Genomic DNA, 16,213 nt, shown 5'->3' on the forward strand with positions numbered 1-16,213 from the left:
ATACCGCTTTATTTTCCTCTGTCTCGAATTGTTCCGTCCGTCATCATGTCCGACCACGAAAAACTCCTGCCCCACCGTCAGGCCATCGACGAAATCGATGCCGCCATTCTCGACCTGCTCAACCGGCGCGCCGGCCATGCCCGCGCCATCGGCGAACTGAAAGGCACCGGCGTGGTGTACCGCCCGGAGCGCGAAGCCGAGGTATTGCGCCGCATCCAGTCGCTCAACCGCGGTTTGTTGCCCAACGAGGCGGTGGCGCGCCTGTTCCGCGAAATCATGAGCGAGTGCTTGGCGGTGGAGCGGCCGCTTACCATCGCCTATCTCGGCCCGGCGGGCACCTTTACCCAACAGGCGGCCATGAAGCACTTCGGCCATGCCGCCCACACCCTGCCGTGCGCCACCATCGACGAATGTTTCCGCCTGGTGGAGGCGAGGCAGGCCGATTATGTGGTGGCGCCGGTGGAAAACTCCACCGAAGGTTCGGTGGGGCGTACTTTGGATTTGCTGGTATCCACGCCTCTTCAGGCCTGCGGCGAAGTGGTGCTGCGCATCCACCATCATCTGCTCAGCCGCCACGGCGGTTGGCACGGCATCACCCGCGTGTATGCCCATGCCCAGGCGCTTGCGCAATGCCACGAATGGCTCAACCGCCACCTGCCCGAAGGGGTGGCGCGCATTTCCGTTTCCAGCAATGCCGAAGCCGCCCGTTTGGCGGCAGAAGACGAGACGGCCGCCGCCATTGCCGGCCAGGCCGCCGCCGAGCTGTATGCCTTGGCCAAGGTGGCGAGCAATATCGAAGACGAGCCGAACAACACCACCCGTTTTCTGGTGCTCGGCCACCAGGGCACCGTGCCCAGCGGCGGCGACAAAACTTCGCTCATCGTCTCCGCCCCCAACCGCGCCGGCGCGGTGCACGGCCTGTTGCGGCCCTTCTCCGCCCACGGCGTGTCCATGACCAAGCTGGAAAGCCGCCCCAGCCGCGCGGGCCTGTGGGATTATGTGTTTTTTATCGACATCGAAGGCCATGCCGACAGCCCGGCGGTGCGCACTGCGCTGAACGAACTGGCCGAGCGGGCGGCGTTTGTGAAAATCATCGGCGCTTATCCGCAAGCGGTGTTGTGAGCAGCGGCACCGCTGGGCAGCCTGTCGGATACCGTGCGGCAAACGGCAGGCTGAGCGCTTTGCCAATTCCGACTGCGGCATTTTTTGTGTGGTACCTTGGTAATGCTGCCCGGCCGCTTGGCTTCGGGTCATCTGTCTGCCACAGGGCTAGCGAGCACCGGCGTCTGTTGTACTGCCCGGCTTTGGGCGGCAGCCACATCTGAAGGGGTGGCACACCCTAATTCTGCATGAAACGATTAAAGGCTACCTGAAAGTTTTGACGACGCGGAAACCCGCGTGCTTCGCTTTCAGGTAGCCTGTTTGCTTGTTGCCCCGTCATACGCCTGCAACAATCACGGATTAGACTGCGCCTGTTTTCACCCAAACTCAGGAGCAAGCATGAATATCCGTCTGATCACCGCAGCCGCCGTGAGCGCCGCCTTGTTGGCGGCCTGCGGCGGCGAAAAAAACGCCCCCGCCGCCCAACAGCCGGCGGCACCGGCCGCTTCGGCCGCCGCCCCGGCCGACCAAGTCAGCCTCGACATCACCGGCGCCGGCGCATCTTTCCCGCAACCGATTTACGTGCAGTGGGCCCAAGCCTACCAACAAGCCGCCGGCGGCCGCGTCAACTACCAATCCATCGGCTCGTCCGGCGGCGTGAAGCAGATTACCGCCAAAACCGTGCAGTTCGGCGCCTCCGATTCGCCGCTGAGTGCGGAAGAATTAGACAAACAGGGCCTGATCCAGTTCCCCACCGTCATCGGCGGCGTGGTGCCGGTGGTGAATGTGGACGGCATCGGGCCGGGCGCACTGAAGCTGACCGGCGAAGTGTTGGCCGACATTTATCTGGGCAACATCAAGCGGTGGAACGACCCGAAAATCGCCGCCCTCAATGAAGGATTGAGCCTGCCGGATGCGCCGATCACCACCGTGTTCCGCTCCGACGGCTCCGGCACCAGCTTTATTTTCACCACCTATTTGAGCCAAGTTTCCGCCGCCTGGAAAGACAGCGTGGGCGCGGCCAATACCGTGAAATGGCCGACTGCCTCCTCTGGCGCGGCCGGCAAGGGCAACGAAGGCGTGGCCACTTATGTGAACCGGGTGAAGAACTCCATCGGCTATGTGGAATACGCCTACGCCAAGCAAAACCAAATGGCGCACGTGCAAATGCAAAACCGGGCCGGCCAATTCGTGCAGCCTTCGCAGGCCAGCTTTGCCGCCGCAGCCGAAGTGGACTGGCAGAGCGTACCCGGTTTCAGCTTGGTGCTGACCAACCAGCCGGGCGAGCAGGCCTGGCCGCTGGCGGCAGCCACCTTCATTCTGATCCACAAGCAGGCCGACCAAGCCGAGCAAACCCGTGCCGTGCTGAGCTTCTTCGACTGGGTCTACCAAAACGGCGACGAAGCCGCGGCCAAGCTGGATTATGTGCCGTTGCCGGCCTCGGTGAAGGATTTGGTACGCCAAGAGTGGAAAAAAGTCACCGATGCTCAAGGTCGGGCGGTGTATTGAGACGGATGTCCTTGTCTGACTTAAAGCAAACAGGCTACCTGAAAGCGTTTCAGGTAGCCTGTTTGCCATTCAACACGGCCTTATTTCAACAAGCCGGTTTGGTTCACTAAAAACAGTAAAGTAAAGGCGCTCAGATAGAGCAGGCCCACCCAGGCCAACACCATCAGCCAGGGCTGCTGGCCGCGTTTGCCGCGGCGGGCCAGGCTCAAATTCAGCCAAGCGAAGACGGGCGTGCTGACAAAAGAGGCAATCATGGCGAATTTCAGCATCGGCAGCACCGCGCCTTTGAAAAACAGAATCACGCACAGGCCGGCCAAGGCGGCAAACACAATCCACACCCCCAAAGCGCGGTTGCCGCTCAGGTGGCTGGTGCGGGTGAGTAGGCGCAGCGATTCCATATTGGTGCGCGAATAGCCGTCGATAACGGTGAGCGTGGTGCCGTACATACAGGCAAACGCGATGAAGGTGACCAGCCAGCGCGACCATTCGCCGATGGTCGCGGCATACATATTGATCAACTGGCCGATGTAGGCCGCGCCTGCCGTTTGCACCTCAGTTCCGGAGCCGTACTGTACCAGCGCGCCCAAGGCCAGAAACACCAGCGCCAGCAGGGCGGTGCCGATGTAGCCGACGTTGAAGTCGAACAGGCCGTCTTCGTAGCGTACCGGGCTGATGCGGTTTTTGGCCGCCACCCACATCGAATTGATGGCGGAAATTTCAATCGGCGCCGGCATCCAGCCCATCAGCATCACAATAAATGCCAGCGCACCCAGATTCCACGGGCTGGGCTCGATGAAGTCGGGCTGCATGGCCGCGCCTCTGGAGGCGGCAATCGCCACCGCGGCCACGGTGGTCACCGTGAGACTGATCATGATGAGTTTGGAAAGGCCGTCCACCGTGCGGTAGGGGCCGGCCAGCAGCATCAGCACCGATGAAGCCAACACCGCCACCGCCAATTGGTTGACCGACCAATCGCCGGGCAGCACAAAGCTCAGAATGGCCGCGCATAAGAGGCTCACCGCGGCGGTGTTGATGACGGTGGCAAACAGATTGAGCAGGAAAAATACCCACAGATAAATGCGGCCTTTTTCGGCATAGCCTTCGAGCAGGGTTTTGCCGGTTTCCAGCGTGTATTGCGGGCCGAAACGGAAAAACGGATATTTAAACAGATTGGCCAGCACGATAATCAGCGCCAGCTGCCAGCCGTACAGCGCTCCGGCCTGGGTGGAGGAAATGATGTGCGAGCCGCCCACCGCGGCCGAAGCCATCATGATGCCCGGGCCCATGGCGCGCAGGCGGGTTTGCCAGGTTGAAACTGAAGGGGTTTCCGGATTCATTTTATAAACCTGCTTTCTTTCAGGTAGCCTTGAAGGGCGGGCATCTTAGCGTAATCGACCGTTTGCTCCAAGCCGCCTGCATGTGCAGATGCAGCAAACTGCCTAAACTGTGAATTTATCGGCATATAAAACCTTTTTCTGTTTTATCTTCGGCATAAATTCCGGATTTTTTCTGAAAAAAGCAATTTATGTGTAATAAGCATATGGAGGCTGCCGGCAGAGTCGGGCAGTGGCGGAAACACGATTCGGGCGGGGTGGCGATTGACCGGACAGGCTTCTGACTGGACGGCCGATGCGGCAACGTTGGGATGCGGACATATTCTTTTGCCCAACACGCCTGTCTGTTGAGCTTCCGGCGTCAGGCCGGCTGATCAATAAAACACCATTCTCCTTCCGCTAATTGGCCGCAATCCCAGTCACCGAAACGGAGGCGGTGTAGGGCCGCCACCCGGTTGCCGGCGGCGGCCACCATGCGTTTGACTTGATGGTATTTGCCTTCGGTGAGGGTGAGCAGGAGGGTGGTGGGCTGGGGCAGGGAGGCGGCTGCGGCGGCAACGGTTTCGTTCTCGTCGTGCAACAGCACACCTTGGCGCAGGGTGGCGCACAGGTTTTCATCGGCAGGGTGTTTTAAGGTGGCACGGTAATGCTTGGGCACTTTATGCTTGGGCGAGGTGAGGCGGTGGTTGAATGCGCCGTCGTTGGTGATCAGCAATACACCGGTGGTGTCGGCATCCAAACGGCCGACGGCTTGCGGTTGGCGGGCGCGAAGGTGGTCGGGCAGCAGGCTGAACACGCTGGGGTAATCGCGCGGTTTGTGCGAGGTTTCATAGCCGGCGGGCTTGTTCAGCAGCAGGTAGTAATAGGGATAGGGGATCACGACCAGCGGTTCGCCGTCACGTTGCAGACTGTGGACGGCGGTGGGGTCGATTTCGGTTTGCTCGTTGTCGAGCACGTGTCCGTTAACGCTGACCAGGCCGTTGCGGATCAGCCATTGGCATTGTTTGCGGCTGCCCCAGCCTTGTGCTTGTAGGTATTTGCTTAAATTCATGGATGGCGGAAATCGAGTGGAAAAGGCTACCTGAAAGGCATCTGCAGGGCAGAGCGCCGGTTTCAGGTAGCCTTGATTCAGAGAGATGGCTTACAGCAGCTGCCACACAAAGAAAATCAGGGTGTGCAGAATAAACAGGGGCACCAAGATGCCGAATGACCACACCATGTAGCCGAAAAAGCTGGGCATGGGCACTTTGCGCTGTTCGGCAATCGCTTTCACCATGAAGTTGGGCGCATTACCGATGTAGCTGAGGGCGCCCATGAATACCGAACCCATGGAGATGGCAAGCAGGGTGTGGAAGAGCGGGCCGGACATCAGGGCAGTGGCATCGCCGCCGGCCATATTGAAAAACACCAAATAGGTAGGGGCGTTGTCCAAAAAGGCGGAAAGCAGGCCCGTCATCCAGAAATACATGGTGTTGATCGGGTTGCCGGCGGCATCGTGTACCAAGGCGATCAGCCCGGCAAAAGCGCCGTTTTCGCCGGCTTGCAGAATGGCGATGACCGGGGAAATGGTGATGAAAATGCCCAAAAACAGTTTGCCGACTTCCAAAATCGGATCCCAGTTGAATTCGTTACCGGCGCGCACCTGCTGCGGCGTGATTTTCAGGGAAACCACGGTCAGCACAATCAAAATGATGTCGCGAATCAGATTGGGCAGCAGATAAGGGGTGCCCAGCACATCGATACCGGGGTGGTCGGGCTTCCATAAGCCGGACATCAAGACCGCGCCTACTACGCCCGCCAAAAGCAAGAAATTCCATTTGCCGAAGATTTTCAGCGGGCTGTCGGGGGAAGGGTCTTTGGGCAGGATCTCGTCTTCTTTGGAGAAGAAATAGCGATCCAGGAAGTAAAAGGCGATCAGCAAGATCACCGAGCTCAGCAGCACGGGCATGAACATATGTTGCACGGTCCAGCCGAAGTCCACGCCTTTTAAGAAGCCGAGGAACAGAGGCGGATCGCCGAGGGGCGTGAGGCCGCCGCCGATATTGGCCACCAAGAAAATAAAGAACACCACCACGTGAACGCGGTGCTTGCGGTTGTCATTGGCTTTCAACAGCGGGCGGATCAGCAGCATGGCGGCACCCGTGGTGCCCATAATGGAGGCCAAAACGGTGCCGATGGCCAAAATAGTGGTGTTCAGACGCGGGCTGCCGTGCAGATTGCCCCAAACCAGAATGCCGCCAGAAATGGTATAGAGCGCGAGCAGCAATAAAATAAACGGGATATATTCGGCTACCAGGGCATGGGCGACGGTGTGCAGTGCCTCTCCGAAGCCGAACACGGCGATGAAGGGAACCAGAAACAATACGGTCCAGCCGGCGGTGATTTTGCCGAAATGGTGGTGCCAAGTATGGGAAAACAGCAAAGGGCCGGTGGCGATCGACAGCAGAATCAGTACAAAGGGTATGCCCCAGAGCAGGCTCAAGCTGGCGCCGTCCAAAGAGGCGGCCGAGGCGTTCAGCGGAACGCAAAGAGCGGGCAGAAGTGCATGGTGTAAACGCATCTGTTTTCCTTGTTTTAGCAGTGGGCGGAAACAGAGCTCCACGCCGGCAATGATGAGGCCAAGGGCTACCTGAAGTAGCCGGCTTGCATCACTTGTGCGCCAAGCTCCGCCAAACTCATCATTTTAAAATAATAGGCCACCCCTGTCATGTTCTGTACTGCGGTTTTACGTTTGTTTTGGGTTGGGATCGGCCAGTGATTCGGAACGGCCAACAATAAAAAAACCCTGCCGAGGCAGGGTTTGGGCAATACAATGCTGAAGCAACGATTAACGAACTTGGTGTTCTACTACGGCAGTCACGCGGATGTCTACGCGACGGTCGGGTTCGATACACGCGATCAAAGCAGTACGTTTGCGGGCTGCAGATACGCGACGACCCAAGTTGTTTACTTCGTTTTGACACTGTTCGGTCATGCGGGCTTGAGACTCACCCAGACCAACGGCAGTGATTTTCTCGGCAGTCACGCCACGTGCGGTCAAGTAGTTCACAACAGCAGCCGCACGTTGCTCAGACAAGCGTTGGTTGTAGGCTTCGCTGCCCATGAAGTCGGTGTTGCCTTCAACGCGTACAGATTGTACTTCGGCGCGGCTCAGGCGTTGTGCCAATTCGTTCAGAGTGCTTTGCGCTTCAGGACGCAGAGTGTATTTGTCGAAGCCGAACAAGAAGTTAGAAGACAAGGAGATGACTTCTTCTTGTACTTTGGGAGGAGGAGCAGGTTGGGCCACTTCTTGACGGTCGCCACATTCGGCCAAGCCCAGCTTGCCTACTTCTTCGTTCAGGAAGCTGTTTTCCCAGCACTCGTGAGCGCCGTTCGGCTCAGTGTTGGAACGAACTACTTCGCGAGATTGCTCGCTGATGGTATAGCCGTATTTTTCGTTGCTGAATTTGCTGTCAGCCATAGCGGTGCCGGAAGCAACCAAGGCCAAGAACAAAGCGCTCAATTTAAGCTGTTTGGTCATGTTATTCCCTCATCAAAAAGTTTGTTATGCGCAGACCGCTCATACATATGCAACGTACGCTTGCCCTCGCAAATACCATATAAGGACCGCCGGAAACTGCGGTTATCCAGATATACTCAGGTTGGCACTATAAAAAGGCCGGCCCGAACTGTCAATAAGGAGTTACGCGGCCATACGGTGGAAATACCCGTTTCCTGAAGGGGAATCATGCCGAAATTTGCCGGCGCTGTCATGAAAAAAATTAACAAATGGCGACGTGTTCAGATTTTTGGTTGTGCAAAAACAACATTGCAGGCAATTGCTTATCTGAGCTGCCTGCGAAAGTCCGAACCGGCTGTGATACCATGCGCTTCCTTTCTGCGCCGGCTTTGGCCATGGGTCTGTTGGCCGGCGTGGAGGCCGCTTGGCATTGTCGTATAAATCCTACAAATATGTTTATTTTATGAAATTGCAACAGTTGCGCTACTTTTTGGAAGTATCCCGCCGCAATCTGAATATTTCCGAAGCGGCCGAGGTTTTGTTTACCTCCCAGCCGGGCATTTCCAAACAAATTAAGCTGCTTGAAGATGAGCTGGGCGTGTCGCTGTTTGTGCGCCACGGTAAGCGCATTGTTTCGTTGACGCCGCCGGGACAGGCGGTGGTGGAAATTGCCGAGCGGATATTTCGCGATGTGCAGAATATCCGCAATGTCGGTACCGAGTTTGCCGAGCAGGACAGCGGCCGCTTGACGGTGGCAACGACGCATACACAGGCGCGTTATGTCTTGCCGCAAGTGGTGACCGCTTTTTTGCGCCGCTACCCCAAAGTCAAGCTGTCGCTGATACCGGCGGCGCCGATGACCATTGATCAAATGGTGGCGGACGGTCGGGTGGATTTGGCGGTGAACTCGGAAGTGGCGCTGCTGGATGCCAATCTGAGACGGATTACCGCCCACCCTTGGCACCGCTGTGTACTGGTGCCGCGAGGGCATACTTGGGCCGAGATGGCGCGGCCCTTGGTGCGGGAAGATTTGGCGGGTGTGCCGTTGGTCACGTATGCCGATGTGGCTGACGACTCGGCTTTGCAGCAGGTTTTTGCCGGTACGGGCCTGCCTTGGCCGGAAACGGCGTTGGCCAGCGCCGACCCGGATATTATTAAAACCTATGTGCGGGCCGGCATCGGCGTGGGTTTGTTGGCGGATGTGGCCTATGATGCGGAGGCGGATGCGGATTTGGTCTGTCTCCCCGCCGGGCATATGTTTTATCCGGCTTTTACCCATATTGTGGTGCGGCAGGATACGTATTTGCGCGGTTATGCTTTTGAGTTTATGCAGCTGTATCTGCCGCAGTTGAGTCGGGAACAGATTGAACAAAGGCTGTATCGGCCGATTAGTGAGGATTTCTCTATTTAATCCGTTGAGTCGGCTGCGGGAGAAAAAGCGGCAGGGGCGACCTGAAACGGCAGGGTTTGTGTTTTCAGGTAGCCTGGATGGGTTTGCGTATGCCGGCAAACGGTTAAGTTGTTTTGGCGCGGGTAATTTCTGCAGGTTGTGACGCGGAAATTTGCTATGGTGGCGGCTTTTTGAATACTGTGCTGTGTGAAGATATGGACAAAGAAACGGCGGCCGCCCAAGCGGCTGAGGTGCCGGCCAAGCGGCCGGGCAGGTTGCGGCGGGCGGTGAAGAAGCTGATTTGGGCGGTGGTGTGGCTGTTTGTCGGCTTTCATGTGTTGGTGGCTGTGTTGCTGCTGTATTGGAAAACCCAGCCGGTGCACACCAGTGCGTTTATGTTGCGCCACAATGTGACCACGTTTTCGCGCGCGCAGCAGGTATGGGTGGAAAGCGACCAGATTGCCCGCAGCGTCAAGCAGGCGGCGATTGCCAGCGAAGATGCCAAATTCAGCAACCATGAGGGTTTTGACTGGGACGGCATCGAACAGGCGATGAAACGCAACGAACGCACCGGAGCGGTGCGCGCGGGCGGCTCCACCATCAGCCAGCAGTTGGCGAAAAACCTGTTTCTGTTTCCGGAGCGCTCTTATGTGCGCAAAGCGGAAGAAGCGGTGATCACGGTGATGCTGGAAAATATGTGGAGCAAGGAGCGGATTCTGACGGTGTATCTGAACGTGGCGGAATTCGGTAAGGGCATTTACGGCATCGAAGCGGCGGCGCAGCATTATTACGGCAAGCCGGCCGCCCGTTTGTCGGCGCCGCAGGCGGCTTCGCTGATTGCGATGCTGCCCAATCCCAAGTATTACCAAGAGCACCGCAACCACCGCCGTTTGCGCAATAAGACCAACATCATTTTGCGCCGCATGGGCAGCGCGGCCCTGCCGCCGCAGGATTGAGTCGGATATGCCGACAAAGCCGGATAGCAAACAGGCTACCTGAAAACTTTCAGGTAGCCTGTTTTGCCGTACGGACTTGTATAGGCTTAGTTGGGCAGGTAGAGCAGCGGATCCACCGGTTGGCCGTCTTTGCGCAGCTCGAAATGGAGCTGGACGCGGTTGGTGTCGCTGTTGCCCATGGTAGCAATGCTTTGGCCGCGGCGAACGGACTGGCCTTCGCGCACCAGTAGGCGCTGGTTGTGGCCGTAAGCGGTGAGATAGGTTTGGTTGTGCTGCACGATGATCAAATTGCCGTAGCCGCGCAGGCCGGAGCCGCTGTACACCACTTTGCCGTCGGCAGCCGCCACAACGGGTTGGCCCAAGTTGCCGCCGATGTTGATGCCTTTCTGGGCGCCGCCGAAACGGGCCAGTACGCTGCCGGCGGTGGGGCGTTGCCAAGTGATGCCGGCCACGCTGCGGGTGGCGCCGGAAACGCTGGCTGTGGTGGCGGGCGGGGTTGTGGCTGCCGGAGCAGTTGTGGTGACCGTCGGCGGAGTGACGGCCGCCGGCTGGCGGCTGGCGGCTGGCGCAACGTAACCGGCGGGTTTCACGCGCAATACTTGGCCAACGTGGATGTTGTTATCCACGATGTTGTTCCAAGCCCGCAGATTGTCTTGGCTGATTTGATAGCGGCGGGAAATGTTGTACACCGTATCGCCGCGCACCACGGTGTGTTGGGCGGCGTTGATGTCAACCGGGGCGTAAGACGGCACATAGCCGGAGCCGCCGGCAGCGGGCGGCGGGCTATAGGGCGCGGACTGGGCCGGAGGGGTGTAGGGTGCAGTTGTCTGCGCCGCTGCGGGCGGGGTATAGGGTTGGGCGCCGTAAGGGTTGTCGGCCGGCGGGGGGGAGTAGGGGGCAGCAGTGCCGGTGCCGCTGTTGTTGCCGGCTACCACCGGAGCGGGCGACTGGCTGAGAAAGGAGCAGGCGCCGAGTAGGGAAAGCACGGCGGCGGATACGCTGTAGCGCAGAAGGGAAGAACGGTTCATGAATGCTGCCTCTGTACGCAAAAACGGCGCTTATCATAAGCAATACGCGCCGCTTAATGCAAGTTTGCGGGTAGGGGAAACCGGTTAAGTTCCGTTAATCAAGGGGACGAAGCGCGCTTCTTGTATGCAGGTTTCGTGGAAGCCGCGTTCGGTTTTTTCAATCAGCCACAAATATTGGTGGCCACCTTCGTCCAGCGGAATCACCATGCGGCCGCCGACGGCCAATTGTTGCAACAGGGGCAGCGGCACTTCGGCCGGGGCGGCGGTGACCAAAATGCCGTCGAAGGGCGCGACTTCGGGTAGGCCCAGGTAGCCGTCGCCGCAGACCATGCGGATGCGGCCGATGAGGCCGGCTTGGCGCAGATTGTGTTTGGCTTTTTCGTGCAGCGGCCGCAAGCGCTCGACCGAATACACTTGGGCGAGGCCGGCGGCTTGCAGCACGGCGGTCTGATAGCCGCAGCCGGTGCCGATTTCGAGCACGCGGCCGAAGCCCGCCACCGGCAGTTTGCCCAGCATCAGCTGCGTCATCACGGCCACGGTATAGGGCTGGGAGATGGTTTGTCCCAAACCCAGCGGCAACGACATATCATCGTAGGCGCGCGAGCGCAGGGCCTCCTCCACAAACAGATGGCGCGGCACGCTGTTCATGGCGGCCAGCACTTCTTCGCGGCGGATGCCCATGCGGGCCAACCGTTCCACCATGCTGCGGCGTCGCCAGTCGAAACTGCTGCGGTTTACATCGGGGCGGACCATGCTGCTCCCTGCCAGAATTGCGCCACATCGCCCATGCGCCGGTAGTCGGTTAAATCCACCGACAAAGGGGTGACGGTGATCCAACCGGCTTCGTTTTCGGCAAAATCGGTGCCCTGTTCGCGGTCGGACACTTCGCCGGCGGCGCCGATCCAATATACCGCTTCGCCGCGCGGGCTTTGCGCCGGCACCACGCATTGGTGGTGGTGCCGGCGGCCGAGGCGGGCGGTGGTGATGCCCTGAATCTGCTCGGGCGGCACCGCCGGAATATTCACATTCCACAACACCGGCTGTTGTGGCGGTTGTTGCAGCAGATGCGAGAGCAGCCGCCATACGGCCTGTTCGGCGGTGTCCCAATAGCGGTTGCTTTTGTCGTTGAGCGAAAAGGCCACGGCGGGGATGCCGAGCAGATAGGCTTCGGTGGCGGCGGCCACGGTGCCGGAATAGAGGGTGTCGTCGCCCATATTGGCGCCGTGGTTGATGCCGGAGAGCACCAGATCGGGCTTGAAGTCGGGCAGGGCGTGCAGGGCGAGGTGGATGCAGTCGGTGGGGGTGCCGCTGACAAAATAGAATCCGTTGGCGGCCTGGCGGATGCGCATGGGGCGGTCGAGGGTGAGGGAGTTGCTCACGCCGCTGCGGTCGCGCTCGGGCGCCACCACGCGGACATTAGCAAATTCGGCCGCCACCCGTGCCAGAATGGCCAGCCCTTCGGCCTGATAGCCGTCGTCGTTGCTGATCAGAATGTTCATGGGAAAACCGGATTACGGAAAGAGGGTTTATTTTAATGCAATTTAACGGATTTGGCAGATGCGGCGGCGCGAAAGTTTCAGGCTACCTGAAAGCCGGTAAGGGCTTCAGGTAGCCTGAGGGGGAAGACGGTGTCGGCCGGCTGCCGCCGGCTTGGCCGTCGGCATCAGTAGTGGAGGGGCAGCACGCGGGTCACGCCGTTGTTGCCGATCAGTACGCGCACACGCTGGCCGGGCTGTACGGCCACATCGGCTTTTTGTACCACCGAAATCGCGTCGCGGCTGTCTTCTAACTGCACCACGATTTCGTAGGCTTGTTGGCGGTCGGCGCCTTTGGTGGCGGCTTGGGTCACGAGGCCGCCCACCACGGCGCCGATTACCGCGCCCACGGCCGAGCCGCGGCCTTTGCCGATGTTGCTGCCGCCGATGCCGCCCACGGCGGCGCCGGCTGCGGTCAGCAGCGGATTGTCTTCGCCTTCGATGGACACGGGGGTCACCGACAGCACTTCGCCATAATGCACGCGGGCGGCGTTTTGCGCCTGGCCGGTGGTGTAATGTACGGCGGAATTATTGCTGCACGCGCCGAGCACCAAAACGGCGGATAGGGCGGCGGCAGACAAACGGGTCAAAGCAGACATGAGCAAGCTCCTTATCGGAAAAAATAGAAAAGCGTGGATAGGCTACCTGAAAAAACAGGACAGGGTAAGACCTTTTCATCATCAATCGGTTGGCGGCTTTCAGGTAGCCTCAGGGGCGGCAAGGTTTTCAGCGGGTGGCGCGGATGCATTCGCCCACCAATTCAGGGCCGCGGTACACCAAGCCGCTGTAAATCTGTACCGCGGTGGCGCCGTCGGCCAGCTTGTCGGCGGCGTCTTGGCCGCAGACGATGCCGCCGACGCCGGTGAGCGGAATGCGGCCGTTGAGGCGGGCGGCCAGTTTTTGCAGCACGGCGCGGCTTTTTTCGCGCACCGGCAGGCCGCTGAGGCCGCCCGCTTCGCCGGCCAGCGGGTGGTTGCCGAGGGCGGTTTTGTCGATGGTGGTGTTGGTGGCGATGATGCCGTCGATTTCGGTTTGCAGCGCCACTTCGGCCACCGCTTCGATTTGTGCGTCATCCAGATCGGGGGCGATTTTTACCGCCAGCGGCACGTAGCGGCCGTGTTGGGTGGCCAGTTGGGATTGGCGGTTTTTTAGGGCGTCGAGCAGGGCGTGCAGCTCGTCGCCGCCTTGCAGGGCGCGCAGGTTTTTGGTGTTGGGCGAGGAAATGTTGACCGTGATGTAGCCGGCGTGCGGATAGGCTTTTTCCAGGCAGATGAGGTAATCGTCGGCGGCTTTTTCCATCGGGGTGACGGCGTTTTTGCCGATGTTGATGCCCAGCACGCCTTGAAAACGGCTGCGGAGCACGTTGGTGATCAGTTGGTCGATGCCGCCGTTGTTGAACCCCATGCGGTTGATCACGGCCTGGTGTTCGGGCACACGGAACAGGCGCGGCTGCGGGTTGCCCGGCTGCGGCAGCGGGGTGACGGTGCCGATTTCGATGAAGCCGAAACCGAGCGAGGCCAGGGCGTCGATGTAGTCGCCGTTTTTGTCGAGGCCGGCGGCCAGCCCGACCGGGTTGGGCAGCTGCAGCCCCATCCATTCGGTTTGCCGTCCGGTGGCCGCGCTGGAAAGGCTACCTGAAAGGCCGCTGCGGTAGGCCAGTTGCAGGGCGGAGAGAGTGAGGTGGTGGGCGCGTTCGGCGTCCATTTGAAACAGAAAGCGGCGCAGCAGGGCGTACATGGCGGACTCGGTAACGGGAAAATAATGAAAGGCGGAATTATAGCAAGAGTGCCCGCCGAAGCGCTTGTTGGCGGCGGATTTCTGTGTGCCTTACGCTTGGCCGGTGCGGATTGACTGCTGCGCGCGTTCGGCCTGCAACCAGGGCGGGTTGGCGGCCTCGATGCGGGCGTAAACGGGGCAGGACGGCCGGTGGGCGCCTTTCAGGTAGCCTGTGCTCATCAGAAATTCGCGGGTGATTTCGGGGCCGGTAAATTTAAAAGTGCGTTTGAACAGTTTGACCCACTCGGGCAGGGTTTGCGGGTGGTGGGCGTCGAGCCAGGCGCGGAAGCTGCCGTGTTGGCGCTGCAAATCGAGAATCACGGCGGCATTGTGGATGGCGGCGTGGATTTTGAGGCGGTTGCGCACGATGCCGGCATCGGCCAGCAGGCGGGCGCGGTCGGCTTCGCCGAAGGCGGCCACGGCGGCGATGTTAAAGCCGGCATAGGCGGCGCGGAAGGCGGCGGCTTTTCTCAGCATCAGCGTCCAACTGAGGCCGGCTTGGTTGATTTCGAGCAGCAGACGGCCGAACAGCTCCCGGTCGTCATACAGGGGAAAGCCGTATTCGCTGTCGTGGTAGTGCCGGTTCGGGTCGTCTTCGGGCAGGGTGGATATGTGGTCGCAATAACTCATGCTTGTATTTTCAGGTAGCCTGTTCGGGCTACCTGAAACGGGAGGGGTGCATAAAACAGGCTCAGTTTTTCAGAAAGGCGAATTCCGGCCGGCTGATGAGGTGGACGAGGAAGAGGTAGGTCCACACCACGTTCAGCGCCACGGTAAACCAAAAGATGCGGATGAAGCGGATGTTGGCGGTGTGGTGGTTGTAGCGCAGTTGGGCCAGGAGGCCGCCGGGCCAGCCGCCGAGGGCGGAAATGAGGTGCAGCACGAAATCGGGCACGCTGGTGCGGCCGCTGGCTTGGGCGGCGCGTTTGTCGAAACGGTAGAGCGAGAGCAGCAGGCAGCTGAGCAAGAGATAGGCCACGGCTACCTGAAGCGAGATAAAGGAAACGGCCGACAAATGCAGCAGCACAAAAGCCACTGCCAGCACGGCTTCGCTGAAACCGCCGCTCATCAGGGTGCCGGAAGCCTGCTCGCTGGCCTGGTCGGCAAAGCCGATGGAGTAGCCCTGTGGAATCACGCGGGTGGCCACCCATTGGTCGTTGCGGCGGCTGAGCACGAAGCTGACGCGCTGGCGTTTTTCCGGCCGTTTGTTGCGGAAGACGAAGGCCGATTGCGGGAAATACACCCGCGCTTTGATGGATTGCACTTTGATGTAGCCGGCCTGTTCTTCGTCGCGCCAGCGCACCACTTTGCCGACATAGGTTTCGCCGTTCACCAGCTGGTCGAGGCGTTTGGCCTGTTTGCGCTGTTTGTGCAGCGCTTCTTCCTCTTCCGGGCTGCGGTGCTGCAGGCCGGAGGTGGCGGCGTTTTCGGCGCTGTCGAGCAGCCAGTGGCCGCCGAAGGGGTGGGTGTGCAGGATGCCGCGCAAGACGTCGCCCGGCTTGGGCGACAAATCGGCGGCGGCAAACATATCGCCCACCAGAAACACGCGCGGGGGATTGGTTGCGGTGAGCACATCGGCCACGCCGGCGCGTTTTTCTTCGTCCCAAATCCGCACCGCCACATCCACGATGCGGCCTTCGCGCCAGCGCTGCTCCTGCTCGGCGCTTTCGTCTTCGTAATCGTCAATCGGCAGTTCGGTTTCGGCTTGCATGGCGGTTCCGTTCAAACAAGGTGGCAAAGCCACGATTCTAACCGAAGAATGCCGGGGCGGGAGCGGCAGGGCGCGGATTTTGCGTTTTCTTTTTCTTTACCGCAGCCAACGTTCGGGCGGTTTATACTGGCCGCCGTTGCCAATCTTATTGGAAAAGGAAGAATCATGGCCCTGCCTGCGAAAAAACTTTACCGCTCGAAAACCGACCGCCAGCTCACCGGCGTATGCGGCGGACTGGCCGCTTATTTTGGTGTGGACTCGGGCTGGGTGCGCATTGCCACCGCTGTGGCGATTCTGTTCACCGGCGTGGGTTTGCTGGTGTACATCATTGCCGCCTTCGTATTGCCGGAAGAGCCGTAAATAAGGGGCGAAGC

At 59.7% G+C, this 16,213-nt stretch carries 16 protein-coding genes; 5 read left to right on the top strand and 11 right to left on the bottom strand.

Features of this window, described 5'->3' with window-relative positions:
• The first annotated feature begins 45 nt into the window (after positions 1–45).
• The gene (gene pheA, locus H3L94_RS00330) at positions 46–1,122 is read left to right on the top strand and encodes a prephenate dehydratase (protein ID WP_182122201.1); all 1,077 of its coding nucleotides are present in this window, start codon (positions 46–48) and stop codon (positions 1,120–1,122) included.
• 378 nt (positions 1,123–1,500) lie between these two features.
• The gene (gene pstS / locus H3L94_RS00335) at positions 1,501–2,610 is read left to right on the top strand and encodes a phosphate ABC transporter substrate-binding protein PstS (RefSeq protein WP_182122202.1); all 1,110 of its coding nucleotides are present in this window, start codon (positions 1,501–1,503) and stop codon (positions 2,608–2,610) included.
• An 80-nt stretch (positions 2,611–2,690) separates the two neighbouring features.
• Here the strand turns inward: pstS and H3L94_RS00340 are convergent, their stop codons facing one another.
• The 4 genes from H3L94_RS00340 to H3L94_RS00355 all read right to left on the bottom strand — a co-directional run bounded on the left by H3L94_RS00340 (position 2,691) and on the right by H3L94_RS00355 (position 7,464).
• Positions 2,691–3,947 (bottom strand): NRAMP family divalent metal transporter, encoded by a 1,257-nt coding sequence (locus H3L94_RS00340; RefSeq protein WP_009119992.1) that lies wholly within the window; start codon positions 3,945–3,947, stop codon positions 2,691–2,693.
• 358 nt (positions 3,948–4,305) lie between these two features.
• A complete protein-coding gene (locus H3L94_RS00345) occupies positions 4,306–4,995 on the bottom strand; it encodes a pseudouridine synthase (RefSeq protein WP_182122203.1) in 690 nt (229 codons plus the stop codon).
• 90 nt (positions 4,996–5,085) lie between these two features.
• The gene (locus H3L94_RS00350) at positions 5,086–6,504 is read right to left on the bottom strand and encodes a sodium:proton antiporter (protein ID WP_182122204.1); all 1,419 of its coding nucleotides are present in this window, start codon (positions 6,502–6,504) and stop codon (positions 5,086–5,088) included.
• Between the two features lie 267 nt (positions 6,505–6,771).
• Positions 6,772–7,464 (bottom strand): OmpA family protein, encoded by a 693-nt coding sequence (locus tag H3L94_RS00355; protein WP_182122205.1) that lies wholly within the window; start codon positions 7,462–7,464, stop codon positions 6,772–6,774.
• A 442-nt stretch (positions 7,465–7,906) separates the two neighbouring features.
• Between H3L94_RS00355 and H3L94_RS00360 the strand changes: the two genes are divergently transcribed.
• Both H3L94_RS00360 and mtgA read left to right on the top strand, forming a co-directional pair.
• Complete coding sequence (locus H3L94_RS00360; protein WP_182122206.1) at positions 7,907–8,854, top strand: LysR substrate-binding domain-containing protein; 948 nt, start codon at positions 7,907–7,909, stop codon at positions 8,852–8,854.
• 179 nt (positions 8,855–9,033) lie between these two features.
• Positions 9,034–9,789: a monofunctional biosynthetic peptidoglycan transglycosylase gene (gene mtgA / locus H3L94_RS00365; RefSeq protein WP_232203145.1), complete on the top strand. Its 756-nt coding sequence runs from the start codon at positions 9,034–9,036 to the stop codon at positions 9,787–9,789.
• Positions 9,790–9,875: 86 nt separating this feature from the next.
• Here the strand turns inward: mtgA and H3L94_RS00370 are convergent, their stop codons facing one another.
• The 7 genes from H3L94_RS00370 to H3L94_RS00400 form a co-directional block, all read right to left on the bottom strand.
• Positions 9,876–10,817 carry a peptidoglycan DD-metalloendopeptidase family protein gene (locus H3L94_RS00370; RefSeq protein ID WP_182122207.1) on the bottom strand — a complete coding sequence of 314 codons (942 nt, stop codon included), beginning with the start codon at positions 10,815–10,817 and terminating at the stop codon, positions 9,876–9,878.
• 84 nt (positions 10,818–10,901) lie between these two features.
• Complete coding sequence (locus H3L94_RS00375; protein ID WP_182122208.1) at positions 10,902–11,570, bottom strand: protein-L-isoaspartate(D-aspartate) O-methyltransferase; 669 nt, start codon at positions 11,568–11,570, stop codon at positions 10,902–10,904.
• Positions 11,552–12,316 carry a 5'/3'-nucleotidase SurE gene (gene surE / locus H3L94_RS00380; protein ID WP_009119982.1) on the bottom strand — a complete coding sequence of 255 codons (765 nt, stop codon included), beginning with the start codon at positions 12,314–12,316 and terminating at the stop codon, positions 11,552–11,554. Before surE ends, H3L94_RS00375 begins: the two co-directional genes overlap by 19 nt.
• A 164-nt stretch (positions 12,317–12,480) precedes the next feature.
• Positions 12,481–12,951, bottom strand: a complete 471-nt coding sequence (locus H3L94_RS00385; RefSeq protein WP_009119981.1) for an outer membrane lipoprotein — start codon at positions 12,949–12,951, stop codon at positions 12,481–12,483.
• Positions 12,952–13,078: 127 nt separating this feature from the next.
• Positions 13,079–14,089, bottom strand: coding sequence for a quinone-dependent dihydroorotate dehydrogenase (locus tag H3L94_RS00390; protein WP_182122209.1), 1,011 nt, complete (start codon positions 14,087–14,089; stop codon positions 13,079–13,081).
• A gap of 90 nt (positions 14,090–14,179) precedes the next feature.
• The gene (locus H3L94_RS00395) at positions 14,180–14,758 is read right to left on the bottom strand and encodes a DNA-3-methyladenine glycosylase I (RefSeq protein ID WP_182122210.1); all 579 of its coding nucleotides are present in this window, start codon (positions 14,756–14,758) and stop codon (positions 14,180–14,182) included.
• Positions 14,759–14,819: 61 nt separating this feature from the next.
• Positions 14,820–15,839, bottom strand: coding sequence for a DUF1294 domain-containing protein (locus H3L94_RS00400; RefSeq protein WP_182122211.1), 1,020 nt, complete (start codon positions 15,837–15,839; stop codon positions 14,820–14,822).
• Positions 15,840–16,004: 165 nt separating this feature from the next.
• Here H3L94_RS00400 and H3L94_RS00405 point away from each other — a divergent pair, with 165 nt between their 5' ends.
• Positions 16,005–16,199 carry a PspC domain-containing protein gene (locus H3L94_RS00405; RefSeq protein WP_040660485.1) on the top strand — a complete coding sequence of 65 codons (195 nt, stop codon included), beginning with the start codon at positions 16,005–16,007 and terminating at the stop codon, positions 16,197–16,199.
• Positions 16,200–16,213 lie beyond the last annotated feature (14 nt).

Source organism: Neisseria shayeganii (genome assembly GCF_014054965.1).
Taxonomy (GTDB): Bacteria; Pseudomonadota; Gammaproteobacteria; order Burkholderiales; family Neisseriaceae; genus Eikenella; species Eikenella shayeganii.

Excerpts from the sequence above, each read along its gene's own strand:
- H3L94_RS00355 (WP_182122205.1), bottom strand. The coding sequence starts at position 7,464 with ATGACCAAACAGCTTAAATTGAGCGCTTTGTTCTTGGCCTTGGTTGCT.
- H3L94_RS00390 (WP_182122209.1), bottom strand. The coding sequence starts at position 14,089 with ATGTACGCCCTGCTGCGCCGCTTTCTGTTTCAAATGGACGCCGAACGC.
- H3L94_RS00350 (WP_182122204.1), bottom strand. The coding sequence starts at position 6,504 with ATGCGTTTACACCATGCACTTCTGCCCGCTCTTTGCGTTCCGCTGAAC.
- surE (WP_009119982.1), bottom strand. The coding sequence starts at position 12,316 with ATGAACATTCTGATCAGCAACGACGACGGCTATCAGGCCGAAGGGCTG.
- H3L94_RS00395 (WP_182122210.1), bottom strand. The coding sequence starts at position 14,758 with ATGAGTTATTGCGACCACATATCCACCCTGCCCGAAGACGACCCGAAC.
- pheA (WP_182122201.1), top strand. The coding sequence starts at position 46 with ATGTCCGACCACGAAAAACTCCTGCCCCACCGTCAGGCCATCGACGAA.
- H3L94_RS00340 (WP_009119992.1), bottom strand. The coding sequence starts at position 3,947 with ATGAATCCGGAAACCCCTTCAGTTTCAACCTGGCAAACCCGCCTGCGC.
- H3L94_RS00360 (WP_182122206.1), top strand. The coding sequence starts at position 7,907 with ATGAAATTGCAACAGTTGCGCTACTTTTTGGAAGTATCCCGCCGCAAT.
- H3L94_RS00385 (WP_009119981.1), bottom strand. The coding sequence starts at position 12,951 with ATGTCTGCTTTGACCCGTTTGTCTGCCGCCGCCCTATCCGCCGTTTTG.
- pstS (WP_182122202.1), top strand. The coding sequence starts at position 1,501 with ATGAATATCCGTCTGATCACCGCAGCCGCCGTGAGCGCCGCCTTGTTG.
- H3L94_RS00370 (WP_182122207.1), bottom strand. The coding sequence starts at position 10,817 with ATGAACCGTTCTTCCCTTCTGCGCTACAGCGTATCCGCCGCCGTGCTT.
- H3L94_RS00345 (WP_182122203.1), bottom strand. The coding sequence starts at position 4,995 with ATGAATTTAAGCAAATACCTACAAGCACAAGGCTGGGGCAGCCGCAAA.
- H3L94_RS00400 (WP_182122211.1), bottom strand. The coding sequence starts at position 15,839 with ATGCAAGCCGAAACCGAACTGCCGATTGACGATTACGAAGACGAAAGC.
- H3L94_RS00405 (WP_040660485.1), top strand. The coding sequence starts at position 16,005 with ATGGCCCTGCCTGCGAAAAAACTTTACCGCTCGAAAACCGACCGCCAG.
- H3L94_RS00375 (WP_182122208.1), bottom strand. The coding sequence starts at position 11,570 with ATGGTCCGCCCCGATGTAAACCGCAGCAGTTTCGACTGGCGACGCCGC.